This is a genomic window from Bradyrhizobium sp. 76 (assembly GCF_023073025.1).
GTDB lineage: Bacteria > Pseudomonadota > Alphaproteobacteria > Rhizobiales > Xanthobacteraceae > Bradyrhizobium.
The window spans coordinates 957,318-973,628 of record NZ_JADPIS010000090.1 but is presented as its reverse complement, the minus strand read 5'-3'; the positions used below and the strand labels follow the sequence as shown (position 1 = coordinate 973,628).

Sequence of the window (16,311 nt, the reverse complement as noted above, 5' to 3'; positions counted from 1 at the left end):
GGAACGGATACTGGATGCAGTTCGTGCGCATTGCTCGTTAGACGTTGCAAGATTCTGTTATGATGGCGGTACGACGACGGGCACTCCGAGCGTGAGCTGGTCGGTCAAGCACGCTGCCCGGTTGTCCCGATCGCTTCGCAAGATGCTCGCGTTTGAGTACAATTTGCGACGGATCGTCGGGCGCGACGGCGAATTGCTGGCACCCTCCACGCGATTTCGCCACTTTCGACCAGTTTACTCAGGGTTCCCTTCTGCTAGATCAAAGTGCAGAGTTCAGCTCTCACTGGAATGATTGGCCCGTGCCGGACACTAACGACCAGGATTCGGCCATTGCTTTCGGGCCTTTCCGGCTGTTCGCAAAGACGCGGCTGCTCGAGAAGGACGGCGCCCCTGTTCACCTCGGCGGCCGTGCGCTCGACATTCTCGTTTTTCTCGCCGAGCGAGCCGGCGAGGTCGTGGACAAGCGTGAGTTGATACGGCGGGTCTGGGCCGACGTGAACGTGGACGAAGGCAGCCTGCGCTTTCACATCACGACACTGCGCAAGGCCTTGGGCGATCCGGGCGAAGGCTCCCGCTACGTCGTCAACGTCCCCGGACGAGGTTATTGCTTCACGGCCGCGCTGCTCCAGGCCGCCCCTTCGGGGAGCCGGACCAGCCTGCCCGTTGCTGCGCCGCGCTCGCTGCCCTCGCCGCTCGCGAGGATGATCGGGCGGGACGATGCGGTCGAGAGAATTTCCGCTGAGCTGGCCTTGCATCGCTTCGTCACGATCGTCGGCCCCGGCGGAATCGGCAAGACTTCAGTGGCACTGGCGGTCGCGCATCGCGAGCTCCAGGCCTTCGACGGCCAGGTGTGTTTTGTCGATTTCGGCGCACTGAGGGAGACCCGGCTCGTTACGGGAACGATTGCGGCCGCGCTGGGCCTGACAGTCAATTCCGACGACCCGATGCCGGGGTTGCTGACATTCCTGCGCAGCCGGCGGATGCTGCTCGTCTTCGACAGTTGCGAGCACATCCTCGACGATCTCGCCCCTCTGGCCGAGCGCATCGTCCGGGAAGCGGGCGAGCTGCATATTCTCGCCACCAGCCGCGAATCTTTCCGCGCCGAAGGTGAGCGTGTCCATCGGCTGTTTCCATTGGATTGCCCGCCACAGCGCGACGGCCTCGGCATCGCCGACATCCTTGCCTATCCTGCAACTCAGCTCTTCGTGGAGCGCATCGCAGAGAGCCTGAGCGAGTTCGAGCTCAGCGAAGAGGATGCGCCGCTCGTGGCCGATATCTGCCGTCGGCTGGACGGCATCGCGCTCGCCATCGAGCTCGCGGCCGGGCGTGTGAATGCCTATGGCATCGCGGGGACCGCCTCTCTGCTCGACAGCCGTTTCTCGCTGCTGTGGCGCGGGCGGCGCACCGCCGTCCCGCGGCACCACACCCTGAGTGCGGCGCTCGCCTGGAGCTATGATTTGCTGCCGGCAACCGAAAGCGCAACGCTGCGCGGATTGTCGGCATTCGTCGGGCCATTCACCCTTGAAGCCGCGCTTGCGGTCGCATCCTGTCAGGGCATTGGCGAAGCAGAAGCCGCCGAGGCGATCTCCAATCTGCTTTCCAAATCGCTGATCGCGACCTCGCCTGCGGAGCGGCGGCTGCGCTATCGCCTGCTCGACACCACACGTGCCTTCGTCGCGGAGAAGCTCGTCGAGAACGGCGAAGCGGACCGCGTCGCACGCGCCCACGCCGAATATTTTCGCGACTTCCTGCGCGACATCGCTCTCCAATCCACGGGCATGCAGAGTGCCGGCGGCTTTCTTCCCTATGCCGACCACCTGCCCAATGTCCGGGCCGCGCTGAACTGGAGCTTTTCGGACGGCGGGGACCGAACGATCGGCGTGGATCTGGCGGCGTCAGCGGCCCAGTTCTTCCTTGAGCTGACATTGCTGACGGAATGCTACCGCTGGACCCAGCAGGCGCTGGCGTCCCTCGACGCGAGCGCGGAGGATGGCCGCAATGAAATGATCTTGCAGGCCGCGCTCGGCGTCTCCGCGATGTTCACGCAAGGCAATACCGAAGCGGTCCGCTCGGCATTCACGCGCAGTCTCCAGCTTGCGCGGGAGCTCCAGGATTTGCACTGGCAGCTCTGGCTGCTGCGCGGATTACACATCTATCTCACCAGGGTCGGGGATTTTCACGGAGCACTCGGAATCGGTGAACAGGGCGAAAGCGTCGCGCGGAAGCTGAACGATCCCGCCAGCACGCTGAACGTCGAATGGATGTTGGGGGTCGCCCATCATTTAATCGGCAACCAGGACAAGGCAGTGCAGCTCTGCGAGAGCGCGATGTTGCATAATCCCGGCTCGCAGCGGCTGAATATCGGGCATCTCGGCTATGACGACCGCATAGTCGCACTGGTGGCGCTGGCACGCGGGCTTTGGCTCACCGGCCGGCCCGATCGTGCGATCGAGGCGTCGCGATACACCATTCGCGAAGCCGAGCTGCTCGAACAGCCGCTCACTCTCGGTATTTCCTTGATCTGGACCATCTACGTGTTCCTGTGGGTCGGCGATCTGGCCAATGCGGAAAGCCTGATCGAGCGGCTGATCGATCATTCCGCGCGGCACTTCCTCGGGCCCTATCACGCGGTCGGCATCGGCCAGAAGGGTGAGCTGCTGCTTCGCCGCGGCGACGTCGCCGCCGGCATCGAGCACCTCCGCCGCAGCCAGGCCACGCTGTACGCGACGCGACACCGGATCATGACGACGGTGTTTGCGACTGCGCTCGCGGAGGGTCTCGCCTTCCAGAACCAGGCCGGCGAAGCCTTGCAGACCATCAATGATGCCATCGCCGAGATTCCCGATCATGGCGAATCCTTCGACATGCCGGAGATGCTCAGGGTCAAGGGCGACATCCTCGCCCGGTCGGGCAAGGCCGCGGAGGCCGAAAGCTGCTTCCGGGACTCGCTCGATCTGTCACGTCGCCAATGCGCGCTCGGCTGGGAGCTGCGGGGGGCCATCAGTCTCGGCCGGGTCTGGCGCCAAGCTGGTAAAGCCCGAGACGCCCGCGCCCTGCTCGCTCCGCTCGTCGCACGATACCAGGAGGGTCTCCAGACCCGTGATCTCGTCGCCGCCAGGGAGCTCCTTACGGCGCTGAATTGAGAGTATCTTCAATGGGATACCGCAAGGCTATCCGCTCGCAACTCCTAACAAATTCTAACACGCCAAGCCGCATCCGCCCCGCCATGGTGGTGACACTTCATGGTGGATATGGCGGGACATGGCGCTTCTTGACGATGCAATTGATGCCAGCGGCGGAATGGCCCGCTGGAATAGCTTGAGCCGGTTCACGCTTCACCTCTCCGTCGCCGGAACGCTGTTCTCCAGCACCGGACATGCCAGCGAATTCAAGGACGTGACGGCGGAGGGCTCGATTCGCACGCAGTCGGTCCGCTTCACCGGCATCACCGGAGGCGAACACTCCGGCTCGTTTCAGCCGGACGCGATCACGATCGAAAGCCTCGAGGGTGAGATCCTCAGGACCTGGCCCAATCCGAGCCTTGCGTTCACCGAGACCGGTTCGCCCGCGCTCGCGGACGAGCTGCATCTCGTCTTCTTCTGCGGCGTCGCGATCTGGAATTATCTGACCAATCCATTCCTGCTCGCTCATCCCGATGTCGTGGTGGAGGAACTGCCACCGTGGCAGGAGAACAACGAGACATGGCGGCGGTTGCGGGCGCAGTTCCCGGTGGGCCTGATCACGCTCGCCCCCGAGCAGATCTTCTATTTCGACCACAACGCGTTGCAGCGGCGGACCGACCACGATCTGTTCGGCATGAAAGTCGCGCATTACTCCTGGGCCCATGACAGCTTCGGCGGCATCGTGGTGCCGACGCTCCGACGCGCGCAGACGCTGCGGCCCGACGGAACCGTGGTCGCCAAGCCCGTGCTGATGGACGTCGAGATCTTTGACGCCGTCTTCGAGTAGCGGCACGCGCGACATCTCCGTGCTCTCAACGTCTAACAATACATAACGCGCCAACAGCCGGCCTTGAGTGGAGATTGGGATCGCGAGCAACGAACGACGTGACGTGCTCGGACGAGATCCAGCTCGGCGCATCTCCACCGCAATGGAGTGCGTCATCGCCGCAAACGCACTCAAGGAGAACGGTCATGAAAATATTGATGGTCATCACTTCGCACGACCAGCTCGGCAACACCGGGCGCAAGACGGGCTTCTGGCTCGAGGAGCTCGCCGCCCCTTATTTCGTCTTTAAGGATTCCGGGGCCGAGATCACCCTCGCCTCGCCGAAGGGTGGCCGTCCGCCGCTCGACCCCAAGAGCAACGAGCCCGAATTTCGCACCGACCTGACGCTGCGCTTCGAAGCCGACGCCGACGCGGAAGCCCAGCTCGACAGGACGGTTCGCCTCGACAGCGTCAAGCAGGAAGATTTCGACACCGTCTTCTACCCAGGCGGTCACGGCCCGATGTGGGACCTCGCCGAGGACAAGGACTCGGTCAAGCTCATCGAATCCTTCCTTGCCGCCGGCAAGACAGTCGCCGTCGTGTGCCACTCGACTGGCGCGCTGCGCCACGTCAAGGCGCCCGACGGCAAGCCACTGGTCCAGGACAAGGAGGTGACCGGTTTCACCAACGGTGAAGAGGAGGACGTCGGCCTCACCAAGGTGGTGCCTTTCCTGGTCGAAGACGAAATGCTGAAGCTCGGCGCAGTCTTCTCGAAAACGGCAAACTGGGGCGTTCACGTCGTCACCGACGACCTCTTGATCACGGGCCAGAACCCGCACTCCTCGGGTCCAGCCGCGCAGGCCCTGCTGGCCGCCCTGAAGGGCAAGCCGCTGGCACGCGCTTCGTAGTTCCCGGATGCGGCACATCACGAGAGGTGCCCGCAATCGGGCCTCTCGACGCCGACAGGCCGGAGGCATGCCCCGCAGCAAGCGCAATGTCCCGCACTTGCGACACATCTTCACGCCACATGCTGGATTCGGAGCGATGACATGAACATCCCAATCACTCTTGCCCTATCAGCCGCTTTGGCCTGCGCGACCGTCCAGGTCTCGGCGCAGGATCTGCGATCGAGCCGGCGCTCGATCAGCTATCACAAGGTCGACATCCGCGGCCTCGAGATCTTCTACCGCGAGGCCGGGCCCGCCGACGCTCCGACGGTGCTGCTGCTTCACGGGTTTCCCTCGTCGTCGCGGATGTGGGAATCTCTGATGCCGCTGCTCGCCGACAAATATCATCTGATCGCGCCGGACTATCCCGGTTTCGGCAACAGCAGCGCGCCGCTGCCGTCCGATTTCAACTATACGTTCGACAACATCGCCGCCGCAATGGGCGAGCTCACAACGAAGCTCGGCCTCACGGACTACGTCTTGTTCATGCAGGACTATGGAGGTCCTGTCGGCTTCCGCATGGCGCTGGCGCAGCCCGAACGCGTTCGCGCCATCATCATCCAGAACGCGGTTTCGCACGAGCAGGGGCTGAGCCCGCTGTGGAATGCGCGCAGGAAGTACTGGGCCGATCCGGCACGCGAGCTCGAGGCGCTCAAGGCCAACTTCACATCCCTGGAGGCGACGCGTCAGCGGCATCTCGGCTCCAGTCCGCGTCCCGAGCGCTACGACCCCGACGCCTGGATCGACGAATACGCGTTCCTGACGCGTCCCGGCCAGGCCGAGATTCAGACCACGCTGTTCTTGGATTACCGGACCAACGTCGCCTCCTATTCGAAGTGGCAGGCTTGGTTGCGCCAGACGCGGCCACCGACGCTGGTGGTCTGGGGCAAATACGATCCGTCCTTCACTGTCGCAGGCGCGACGTCCTATCGCGACGATGTGCCGGATGCCGAGGTTCACATCCTCGAAGCCGGCCACTTCGCGCTAGATGAAGCCACCGACGAGATCGCTACGCTTGTCCGCGACTTCCTGGCGCGGCTGGGTGGACACAAGGGTTGAGCACTGGTGGCGCGCTCAGCAGCGAGAAGGGCACGGTCGTGTCGACCTGGTCAGGCCGCCGGCGCGTTCAGCATATGCCGTGCTGCAATGAGATCGGCGGTCTCGAAACCTTCGGAGAACCGGGCATAGGTTTGAGCGAGCTGTGCGAGCGGATTTTGTACATGCTGCCGGATTCGAAGCCGCGCCAGCGACATCTCGGCTCGCAGCCGCCAGGACAAGGCGCCCTGCTGTTCGGCAAGCGAGATCGAGGCGACAAGATCCGCCTCGGCCGCGTCGGGATTGCCGCCAAGGATCTCCAGCTCTCCGCGCAGGCGGAGCAGCTCGGGCAGGTCGAAGGCGCCGCCTTCCTGCTCGACCCGAGCAATGGATTCGTGAAGAACCTGAATGCCTTCCGTCAATTGTCCCAACGTGACCAAACCTTGGGACAGATCCGCGGCGAACGCCGAGGCATAGAGTTCGTAGCGATCGGCATGCAGGCGCGGAAGCGCACTCCGCATTAGGTCGACGCCGCCGGCGACCTCGCCCCGAGCGATCATGCTCTGCGCCCGAAAACCCGTCGCGACGGCTTCGTAGGGCACGAGTCCGTGCATGCTTGCATGCGCCGCCAGGCGATCGGTCATGGCCTCGACCGACGACCAGTCGCCGAGCCAGCCGAACACCGAAGCGGACCAGCATAATGCGATACAATGCATGACCACGTCATGCGGCGTCGAAGCGCCGACGAGCGGCCGGACGCATTCGAGCGCGCGATCGGGAAAGCCGCGCAGCCACAGCACGCGCGCGAGCGGAATCTGCGGTGTGCGTGAATAGGCGAAATGCCCAGGTTGCGTCCCGCGGAGCGCAGCGTCGTCGCGCAGGCCCTGGTCGAGATGGGCTTGCGCCTCGGCCTGGTCTCCGGCGAGGTGATATGACACGCCGAGCAGCGCTTTGCTCCCGGCAATGCCCGCGGTATCGCCGATCACGCGGGCAATCCGCTCGGCGTGAAGCGCGGTCGGCACCAGATGCCGATAGCGACCGGTCCGGCGGTAGAACATGTTGAGCCGGGACAACAGCCTGAATGTGTTGGCGTGATCGGAAAGCGCTTCCGCTATTTCCAGCCCGCGTTTGAGCGCCGATTCCGCCTGCTCGCTGTTACGCTCGGTGAACATGAAGGCGTGACCGAGCGTCGACTGAAGTTCGAGCTCCCATGCGCCGCCCCGGTCGGCCTCGTCGAGCATTGCGAGTGCGCGATCGGACCAGATGCGGGCCTCGTTCAGCAAATTGAGTTCGACGAACAGCCTTGTGCAGCTGCCGGCGAGCGGCACGCGCAAGCCGGCGCCGTCGTCGTTGGCATAAGCCCATTGCAGCGCAGCGCGGGCATCGGCGAGCAGGCTCGCGCGTTCCTGCAAACGTGACGCATGATCGCTGCCCTCCTTGTCCCTCATGCCCGCTTCGAGCGTGCATTGAACATAGAGAGCATGACGATGCGCGATCTGCGCCAGCTGTCCGCCGTCGGCCAGTTTCTGCAGGGCATAGGCACGCGTTGCGTCGAGCAGGCGATAGCGCCGCGATGCGCCGTCCGGCTGGGTGGAAACCAGCGACTTCACCACGAGTTGCTCCAGGGCCTCGACGACGCGATCCTCCGCCATCTCCGCCCCGGCCGCGACTGCTATCGCGCCCTTCAACGTGAAGTGACCTGCGAAGACGGCGAGGCGCTGAAATACCATCCGCTCGCTCTCGCCGATCAGACCGAAACTCCAGTCGAGCGTAGCGCCGAGCGTCTGCTGCCGCGGCGGCGCCGTCCGCCGCCCGCGCCATTCGAGCTGCAGCCGGTTGTCGAGCAGCGCCGCCATCTCGCGCAGTCCATAGAGACCGACACGTGCGGCAGCCAGCTCGATCGCCAGCGCGATGCCGTCGAGCTTGCCGCAAATCCGGGCCAGGACTTCGGCATCCTCGTCGGTGATGTCGTCGCGATGCCCCGCCGCGACGGCGCGATCGACGAACAGGCGCACGGCGGGATAAGCAAGCACCTCGCCGGCACTGAGGCGGGTGCCCTGCGGCGGACCGGGGAGCGAAACGAGCTCGAAAATCTGCTCGCCTTCCACCAGCAGCGACTCGCGGCTGGTTGCGAGGATGACGATGCCGGGCGCCTCCCGGTAGATGTTTTCTGCAAGGCGCGCGACCTCCTCGATGACGTGCTCGCAGCTGTCGAGCACGAGAAGCAGCCGGCGGCCGCGCAGGAAATTGACGATGCTGGCCGAGGGGTCCTCGTGGTGCACAACGAGGCCCAACGCGGCTGCAACCGTGCTCGCGACCAGCGCTCCGTCCTTGAGCGGACCGAATTCGAGGAAATGGACGTTGCCGTCGAAGCTATCGCACATCTCATGCGCGAGCGCGGTCGCAACGGTGGTCTTTCCGATGCCGCCCGGCCCTCGCAGCGTGACGAAGCGATCGCGGAGCAAGCGCGCTGCCAACTCGGCCACGGCGTCCTCCCGCCCGACCATCCGGTCCAATCGGCGCGGTAGCGACGGTGGCGGCGCGGCCCTTTCAGGCACACGCGACGCCGGTGTAGCCACCTCCGCGCGCCCGCCACGCCGCACGGGCGCGACAAAGCAATAGCCCCGGCCCGGGATGTTGGTGATGTAGCGGGCACCATCCTTTCCGTCGCCGAGCACCTTGCGCAGCTCCGCGACATGGACGCGCAGGCTGACCTCCTCGACGGAAAGTCCGGACCACGCATAGCCGAGAATTTCGTTCTTCGGGACCACTTCGCCGGCGCGACTGACCAGCAGGCGCAAAATATCCGTCGCGCGGCTGCCGAGCCTGACCGGCAAGCCATCCTTCTCCAGCAGCCGCGACCGAAGCGAAAATGGCCCGAACGCGACGGCATCGAGATCCAGAATCGTTGCGGCGTCGCTGCCGCGGGGGCCACGTCCTGCCGAGAGCTCGGTCATTTCTGACTCATCCTGACGTTCGCTCCTTCGAAATGCGGCGCGACTATACCCGGCACCGATGCGAGGTCCAGCGAGGGCAACGCATGGAACTCACACCGCCGCATCGATCTCCTCGCGACGCCCGGCGCTCTCCTGAGTCGGATCGAGAATGCGCAAATATCTGATAAATTGTACAAAAAGGACGCTTCCTGAGACGGGATGCCGCACCTGATGCGCTCCCACAAAAACTAACACATCCTAATCACCACTAACGAGCTTGCAGGTCAGCTCACGCCTATCCTCTCAACATGGAAAGCAGGGCTTTGCACGTTTGCTGGTTGCAAACAGCGGAGAACGCCCGGAGAGGACGAACGATGTTGACCAATTTGCAGGCAGGTGATGCCTGGATTGAATTTCCGGGCGCCTCGGGGGATTGCGAGCTCCCCCGGGCAACACAGGCGATCATTCGCGAGCATCAATGGCGTCAGGTCGATCCGCGCACGGGCGCGGTGGCAGAGGACATCGCGATCTCGCGATGGGAAGACCCGCGGAGCACCTCGTCGCACCAAGCGACGACGCCTGAGGATCGCTATTTCGTCGGCATCGCCCTCAAGACCACGCGGGCGAAACTGACCCGGGATCGCCAAGTCATTTTCGACGGGACCATGCCCGCGGGCACACTGTATCTCACCGCGCCGTCGAAGCCCCTTGCCGTGCAATTCCAGTCGCCATGCGCCTTCCTGCACATTCACATTTCCGCGGACCAATTTCCGGCACAATTTTCCGGGACCGAGGGATTGAATGATCTCGTCCTGTTGCGCGATCCGCTCGCAGCCGAGCTTGCCAAGGCGCTAATCGAACTTGGCGACGCCGCGGACCACGAGTTTACGCGCTGCATCGGTCAAACCCTTGCGATGCATCTGGCGCGCCTGGAATTGCCACGCGCCAGGGTCAATGCCTTGCCGAAATGGCGACTGCGGCGCGTCGAGCAATATGTCGCCGATCATTTCCACCGCTGCATCAGCCTGTCCGAACTCGCCAACGTCGCCGGCCTGTCCAGAATGCACTTTGCGGCGCAGTTCCGCGTCGCGACCGGTTACCGGCCCCGCGAATATCTTCTCAATCACCGGATCGAGCATGCCAAGATGCTGCTGGCAACCACCGACCGGCCGTTGGCGGAGATCGCGCTTGCGGTCGGCTTCAGCACGCAGGCGCATTTTTCGACCGTGTTCAAGCGCATCAGCGATCAATCGCCGGCACGCTGGCGCCTCGCCAGCAAGGGCGAACGGCGAGAGGTGCAAGCACTCCCGCCGCGTCGTCCTTCTACGGAGAGAGACTGGATCAGCGCAGCCGCGTGAACATTCGCTCGCGCCCTCATCCTCCCGGGCCTGCGAGCCACTCGGGGCTGTCCCTGCACCCACAGGGCGGCCCCTTTTTTTCTACACCGGATCGAAAGCCCGGATCGGCGGCAGATTGCCGGTGAACTTCTCGACCTCGACTGTCGTGAGCTGGCCGGTGCAGCCCTGCGCGAAGGACGAGGTGCCGACGTCACGTGTGAGCACGTTCGGGTTGCCGTGCACGCAGAGCGGCGCGTCGTCTTCGGGGTCCATCGGGTCGTACCAGGCGCCGGTCGGGAGCTGAACCACGCCGGGCGCGATACCGTCGGTGACGTGAACCGCGGCGAGACAGGCGCCGCGCGCGTTGAACAGCCGAATGATGTCGCCGTGCTTGATTCCGCGTGCGTCTGCGTCCTGCGGGTTCATGCGCGCGACCTCTCGGCCGCGATGTTTGCTTTGAAGCGAATGTCCACCGAAATCGAGCTGACTGTGCAGACGCGTCACCGGCTGGTTGGCGACCAGGAAGCACGGCGCCCCCGGCTTCGGCATGTCGGACTTCTCCAGCCAGACCGGATGGCCCGGGCAATCCGCATCGCCATGACCCGCGATCTTGGCAGAGAATATTTCGATGCGACCGCTCGGCGTCGGCAAAGCCTGGTTGACGGGATCGTCGCGGAAGCGGCGCAGCCGGCCGCCGTCGTCGGGCTGTTGCGGCACCACCAAGCTGCCCCGCCGCCAGAACTCTTCGAAGCTCGGCGCCTCCAGGCCGCGCGCTTCGAGCGAGGCGCGGGTCGGCTCATAAAGATGCTCCAGCCACTGCCGTGACGTCCGCCCCTCGGTAAAGGGTTCGCGCGCGCCGAGACGGTCGGCGAGATCGGCAAAGATCTCGTAGTCGTCGCGCGCAAGGCCGAACGGCTCGGCAATCCGGTGCATGGCGACCATCAGGGGATCGTTGCTGGAATAGCCGATGTCTTCGCGCTCGAGCGTCATCGTCGAGGGCAGCACGATGTCGGCATGCCGGGCCGTGGCAGTCCATGCGAGTTCGTGCACGACCAGCGTGTCGACTTTCGCAAACGCCTTGCGCAAGCGATTGATGTCCTGGTGGTGATGGAAGGGATTGCCGCCGGCCCAGTAGACGAGGCGGATATCCGGATAGGTGCGCGTCTCGCCGTTGTAGCGATAGGTACTGCCGGGATTGAGCAGCATGTCGGCGATGCGCGCCACCGGAATGAAATCGCGGACAGCGTTGCGGCCCTGCCCCAGTGTCGGCCCCGGCACGTCGTTGACGCGGCGGCCGTAATAGCCGATCGCCCCCAACGAATAGGCGTAGCCGCCGCCGGAGAGGCCGATCTGGCCGAGCGCCGCCGCCAGCACCATGCCCATCCACACCTGCTGCTCGCCGTGCTCGGCGCGCTGGAGCGAATGAGAGACGGTGATGAGCGCACGCTTGCCGGCGAGCCGGCGCGCCAGCTTGCGGATTGTATTCGCGTCGACGCCGCAGATCGCGGCGGCCCATTCGGCGTGCTTGGGTTGGCCATCGCTCTCGCCGGTGAGATAGCGCAGGAAGACCGGCCATCCCTCGGTGTAGCGATCGAGGAAAGCCTGGTCGTGCAGGTTTTCCGCGACCATCGTATGAACAATGCCGAGCATCAGCGCGGTGTCGGTGCCGGGGCACGCATATCATCCATTCGGCGCCGGCCTCGACCGGCAGGTCTTCGCGCAACGGGCTGACCAGGATGAACTCGCAGCCGCGGCGGCGCGCGGCTTCCATCGCGCCGCGCTCGACGTGCTTGCTGATCGAGCCGCCTGCGACCATCGAGTTCTTCAGCGCCATGCCGCCGAACGCCAACACGACGTCGGTATCAGCCGCGATCTGCTCCCAGGTGACGTTGCGCTTGGTGATGTCCTCGTAACCGCAGAGGATCTGCGGCAGCAGCACCGAGGACGCACCGGAGGAATAGGAGTTCACCGAGCGCACATAGCCGCCCAAGGCGACGTTGAGGAAGCGATGCACCTGGCTTTGTGCGTGGTGGAAGCGGCCCGCGCTCGACCAGCCATAGGAGCCGCCGAACACCGCGCCGGGGCCGCGCGTGTCACGGATGCGTGCCAGCTCGTCGCCGAGCAGATCGAGCGCCTTTTCCCAGCTGACGGAGACGAATTCGTCGCGGCCGCGGCGATCGTCCGGACCGGGACCGCGTTCGAGCCAGCCGCGGCGGATCGCGGGTTGGGTGATGCGCGCCTGATGACGCAGCGCGCCGGGAAAATTGTCGATGATGCCGTTCGGATCGGGATCGCCCGCATAGGCCCTGACCTCGAGCCCGGCCTCGCCTTGACGTGCCGAGAACACGCCCCAATGCGAGGTGTGCGGCTTGAAACCGTCGGAGAGGTCGAGGCCGGGGTCGGGGAAGCCAATCGTATCGTCCATCGTCGCATTCCTTGTTCCGGTCGGCGCGGTCCCGGCCGTACCGATGTCATCCGGATAGCAGTATAGCGATCCGCTCTTCGATGTCGTCGGGTCTGGGCCGGCGAAAATGCCGGGCGCTCGTGCAAAGACAGATTGGCGAACATTTGCATGGACGACCGGCGGCGATTTTTCGACCAATTTGTACTTTTATTTTCAACGCGTTAGCCGTCTGCATTCAGAGCTGTGCAGGTCCGTCTTCCGACAAGACCTGGCGCGAGATCTCTTGCAACGACACTGACATTGAAATGTGCGATATCCCGGCCCGTCACACAGCAACATCGGTCCCATCATGATCAAGCGCGTCTTGCCCTACGAAGGTCTGCTCCACGAAGTGGTCGAGCATCATGGCGTGCTTTACATCGGTGGCATCGTCCCCGAGGACACGAGCCTCGACATGTCGGGCCAGGCAAACGACGTCCTCGGGCAGTTGGCGCAGTTGCTCAAGACCCTCGGATCCGATCTGAGCAACGTCTTGCAGGTGACCATCTATATGACCGGCCTCAAGGAAAAGGCAGAGTTCAATGCGGCCTGGAAGGCGCATTTTGCAGAGGCTCATCTGCCGGCGCGCGCCGCAATCGGCGTGGCCGATCTCGGTCCCGGTGTCAAACTCGAGATCACGGCCATCGCCGCTCGACAATAGTGGCATGCCAAGGCGCCGCAAAGAACCTCACACCAAACCCATTTTGTTCTCGGCAAGATCCACCTCAGATTAGCGCCGCTTGTGAAGGATAACCGCCACCAGCGACGTTGCTGTCAGCACGATACCTAGCCCGACGGCCGGATCGCTGGCGACAATCGCCGCGAGAGAGGCACCGCATGCAGCGCCCGCCATTTGCGAGAATCCGAACAGGGCTGCGGCGATACCGGCCTTGCTGCCAAACGGCGACAGCGCTGCCGCGCTCGACAGCGGGCTCACCACTCCGACGCCGAACAGAAAGACGGAAGCCGCTAACAGAAATGGCAGCAGCGCGCCGTTCGCGAGCAGCACCGCGCAAAGCAGCCCGACGCCTCCGAGGACGGTTAATCCCAAACCGACCGACGTCGCGCGGCAGGTACCAACCCGCGCCGATAGCCTAGGCGCCAGCATGCCGGCCGCAAACACCAGGAAGACGACGCCCGCAAATAGCTGACCAAGTGTGATTGGCGAGAATCCAAACAATTCGAGCAGCACCCGCGGCGCGCTGGAGAAAATCGCGAATAGACCGGCCATCACCAGTCCAGCGGTTCTAGCAGGCGCAACGAACCGGCGATCCCGAACAAGCTCCAGATAGGCCCCGGCAATTTTGAGCGGGTTCAGAGAACGACGCGCGCCGTCATTGGTTTCGCCGACGAAGGTCGCATAGGCCAAAGCCGTGCAGAGCGCGAAGGCCGCGACAAAGGCAAATTCCGAGCGCCAGCCAAAGAATAGATCGAGCACACTCCCCAGCAGCGGTGAAAAGCCTGGGGCGGCCGCGGTTGCCATTGTGATCGACGCCATGACCTTTGCAAGTGCCTGGCCATCGAACAGATCCCGGGCGATCGCACGTGAAAGCACCGAAGCCGCACATGCGCCGCAAGCCTGCATCGATCGGCCGATCAGCAGGCTCGATAGATCGCGCGCGAAAGCGCACCAGATCGTACCGGCGATGAAAATTCCGAGTCCTATCAGGATCGGCATGCGTCGCCCGAACCGGTCCGACAGCGGGCCGGCGATCAATTGCCCTATGGCGAAAATCGCCAGAAAGATCGTGAAGGCCGACGTGACCGCCGCGCTGGATACATGCAAATCGGCCGCGATGACCGGCAGCGAAGGCAAGAAGATGTTGGTTGCAAGAATGCCTGTCGCCGCCAGGGCACAAATCACTATTCTGCGCGCCGCCGCCCCTGCTTTACGCCCATGCCCCGCCGCAGAAACCGTGCCCTCGACGTCAATGGACATGCTGCGCTCCCAACTCCTGTCCAGATGCGGCGAGGCAGGGACGCCTGATCACCTACCCCACTGCGTGCCGGCGGGACGCATGCCATCCTGAACAACCGCTGCTTGGGTGTCGTCCTGCGAACGTGGGAGGAGCGCGCAAATATTTGCTGCTTCTGGGTGCTGCAACGAGCGACCTCTCTCCTATTCGGCCAGCGGCGTCGTATAGCCTGCAACCAGCTTGACGAGGTCCGCCTGGCGCGCGGCACCTGTTTTTTCAAACAACCGGCTGACATGCGTCCTAACCGTGCTATCCGCGACCCCGAACGCCATAGCAACCTCGGGAATGCCACCGACCTCGACGACGGCCAGCAACACGCGAAGCTCGGTCGGCGTCAGCTTGAACGCGCTGCCGATGGCTCCGGGAACAGAAGCGACGGCCAGCGACGCCTTGCGAACGAACAAGGCCGCCGTGGCGGTGTAAACAATACCGGCCCGCCGACGCGCGCCTGACATGAGCGGCAATGCATGGGCCACATAGCGGTCGCCCTCCCTGCCGGTCAGCGGCACCGCGATGCCCCTTATACCAAGTGCGGCATCGCCCTGCCCCGCGGTGGCGAAGACATCTCGTAGGGTGCGATCGATCTGCGGATCGCTGGCGACCAGCCGCCCACCCACCGAACTCAAAATATCGCGGGCGTCGAGAATGGCATTCCCGGCCGTATTGGCGTGAATGAGACGTCCACCGGGATCGACGAGATACATGCCGGCACCGAGCCCGTCCAACGTGTCAACGAACGTCGCGAGTTCAGCGGCCTTGAACTCGAACATCTTCCCGATCACGACGGCACGCCTGACATGCGGCGCTATCAGCCTCATTTGCCGGCGCGCGTGCTCGTCTACGATCCCATTTCGCCGGTGGCGGAAGACCCCAAAAATGGCTGTGCTGACCGTGGTTCTGTCGACAACCGCGCTGACGAAATCGACAAGCCCCTGGGGCTCGGCCCACTGCCGGTATAGTTCACTCTGGGTGAGTGCTGCGAAGGACATCAAATCGGTCGTCGCGACCGGCTGTTCGAGGTCACCGAGAAAGTGACCCTCCGCGGAGGAATAAATCTGCCGAAAAAGTTCGACCCGCAACGGCACGTCAAATCCGAAGCGATGGGGCACCGTGGCGTGTTGAACACCAATGTCTTTGCAGAACAGCCCGCCTCCCGCGCCGCCAACGAATTGCACGATGCTGACGATGGCGTCTTCCCAACGAGAGGGATCGATTGCGGCATCGTAGATGACGCTGATCAGGTCGCTCAGTTGCTGCTGATCATCTGAATTGTCTTGCGACGATTCCGAAGCCGACCGCGGATGTGAAACCCTGTTCATTCGACGACGCGCCCCGGTATGAGGATAGCTATGAAACAACTTTAAGCTTTTCCGCTGATATCGAGCCGGTGTCGCGCTCAAATCATTTTGATCGTGTCCCAGCGGGGCCGCGGGGAATATCGGCCATCCTTCAAATGGAGGATGATCAGTGCGATCGGTGACATCTTGGCCGGACGCTTCAGGTTGAAAATGAGTTGATCAGAACGCGATGCGCACGCCGCCCCGCCCGTGTCGATACGGCTGCGAACGGACAACGCGCCGCCCTGGAACCCCGCCAAATAGCGCGACACTTGGCGCGGACGCGGCAATCAAGGCCTGCCCAGCAAGTGCCAGTCGCGGATAGCTTGTGCCCAGGCTCTTTCAATCCACC

General features: G+C 63.8%; 9 protein-coding genes and 1 pseudogene. 6 read left to right on the top strand and 4 right to left on the bottom strand.

Going from position 1 to position 16,311, the window contains the following annotated elements:
* The first annotated feature begins 299 nt into the window (after positions 1-299).
* From IVB48_RS21275 to IVB48_RS21260, 4 genes are all read left to right on the top strand, one after another.
* Positions 300-3,143 (top strand): winged helix-turn-helix domain-containing protein, encoded by a 2,844-nt coding sequence (locus IVB48_RS21275; RefSeq protein ID WP_247402577.1) that lies wholly within the window; start codon positions 300-302, stop codon positions 3,141-3,143.
* Between the two features lie 118 nt (positions 3,144-3,261).
* The gene (locus tag IVB48_RS21270; protein ID WP_247402574.1) at positions 3,262-3,969 is read left to right on the top strand and encodes a hypothetical protein; all 708 of its coding nucleotides are present in this window, start codon (positions 3,262-3,264) and stop codon (positions 3,967-3,969) included.
* A gap of 185 nt (positions 3,970-4,154) precedes the next feature.
* Positions 4,155-4,856, top strand: a complete 702-nt coding sequence (locus tag IVB48_RS21265; RefSeq protein ID WP_247402571.1) for a type 1 glutamine amidotransferase domain-containing protein — start codon at positions 4,155-4,157, stop codon at positions 4,854-4,856.
* Positions 4,857-4,997: 141 nt separating this feature from the next.
* Positions 4,998-5,954: an alpha/beta hydrolase gene (locus tag IVB48_RS21260; RefSeq protein ID WP_247402568.1), complete on the top strand. Its 957-nt coding sequence runs from the start codon at positions 4,998-5,000 to the stop codon at positions 5,952-5,954.
* 50 nt (positions 5,955-6,004) lie between these two features.
* Here the strand turns inward: IVB48_RS21260 and IVB48_RS21255 are convergent, their stop codons facing one another.
* A complete protein-coding gene (locus IVB48_RS21255) occupies positions 6,005-8,887 on the bottom strand; it encodes a winged helix-turn-helix domain-containing protein (RefSeq protein ID WP_247402564.1) in 2,883 nt (960 codons plus the stop codon).
* Positions 8,888-9,240: 353 nt separating this feature from the next.
* On the opposite strand from IVB48_RS21255, the gene IVB48_RS21250 reads away from it, so the two are divergent.
* Positions 9,241-10,224: an AraC family transcriptional regulator gene (locus IVB48_RS21250; protein WP_247402561.1), complete on the top strand. Its 984-nt coding sequence runs from the start codon at positions 9,241-9,243 to the stop codon at positions 10,222-10,224.
* Positions 10,225-10,305: 81 nt separating this feature from the next.
* On the opposite strand, the pseudogene IVB48_RS21245 reads toward IVB48_RS21250, so the two are convergent.
* Positions 10,306-12,628 (bottom strand): annotated as a pseudogene (locus IVB48_RS21245) (molybdopterin guanine dinucleotide-containing S/N-oxide reductase).
* A 328-nt stretch (positions 12,629-12,956) separates the two neighbouring features.
* Here IVB48_RS21245 and IVB48_RS21240 point away from each other — a divergent pair.
* Positions 12,957-13,307, top strand: a complete 351-nt coding sequence (locus IVB48_RS21240; RefSeq protein WP_247402557.1) for a RidA family protein — start codon at positions 12,957-12,959, stop codon at positions 13,305-13,307.
* A 69-nt stretch (positions 13,308-13,376) separates the two neighbouring features.
* Here the strand turns inward: IVB48_RS21240 and IVB48_RS21235 are convergent, their stop codons facing one another.
* Together IVB48_RS21235 and IVB48_RS21230 are read right to left on the bottom strand one after the other, a co-directional pair.
* Positions 13,377-14,585 carry a multidrug effflux MFS transporter gene (locus IVB48_RS21235; RefSeq protein WP_051462638.1) on the bottom strand — a complete coding sequence of 403 codons (1,209 nt, stop codon included), beginning with the start codon at positions 14,583-14,585 and terminating at the stop codon, positions 13,377-13,379.
* Between the two features lie 180 nt (positions 14,586-14,765).
* Positions 14,766-15,941, bottom strand: a complete 1,176-nt coding sequence (locus IVB48_RS21230) for a helix-turn-helix transcriptional regulator (RefSeq protein WP_247402555.1) — start codon at positions 15,939-15,941, stop codon at positions 14,766-14,768.
* Positions 15,942-16,311 lie beyond the last annotated feature (370 nt).

What these genes read in the sequence shown, in the direction of transcription:
- IVB48_RS21240 (WP_247402557.1), top strand. Translation starts at nt 12,957, where the DNA reads ATGATCAAGCGCGTCTTGCCCTACGAAGGTCTGCTCCACGAAGTGGTC.
- IVB48_RS21230 (WP_247402555.1), bottom strand. Translation starts at nt 15,941, where the DNA reads ATGAACAGGGTTTCACATCCGCGGTCGGCTTCGGAATCGTCGCAAGAC.
- IVB48_RS21265 (WP_247402571.1), top strand. Translation starts at nt 4,155, where the DNA reads ATGAAAATATTGATGGTCATCACTTCGCACGACCAGCTCGGCAACACC.
- IVB48_RS21255 (WP_247402564.1), bottom strand. Translation starts at nt 8,887, where the DNA reads ATGACCGAGCTCTCGGCAGGACGTGGCCCCCGCGGCAGCGACGCCGCA.
- IVB48_RS21250 (WP_247402561.1), top strand. Translation starts at nt 9,241, where the DNA reads ATGTTGACCAATTTGCAGGCAGGTGATGCCTGGATTGAATTTCCGGGC.
- IVB48_RS21260 (WP_247402568.1), top strand. Translation starts at nt 4,998, where the DNA reads ATGAACATCCCAATCACTCTTGCCCTATCAGCCGCTTTGGCCTGCGCG.
- IVB48_RS21270 (WP_247402574.1), top strand. Translation starts at nt 3,262, where the DNA reads ATGGCGCTTCTTGACGATGCAATTGATGCCAGCGGCGGAATGGCCCGC.
- IVB48_RS21235 (WP_051462638.1), bottom strand. Translation starts at nt 14,585, where the DNA reads ATGTCCATTGACGTCGAGGGCACGGTTTCTGCGGCGGGGCATGGGCGT.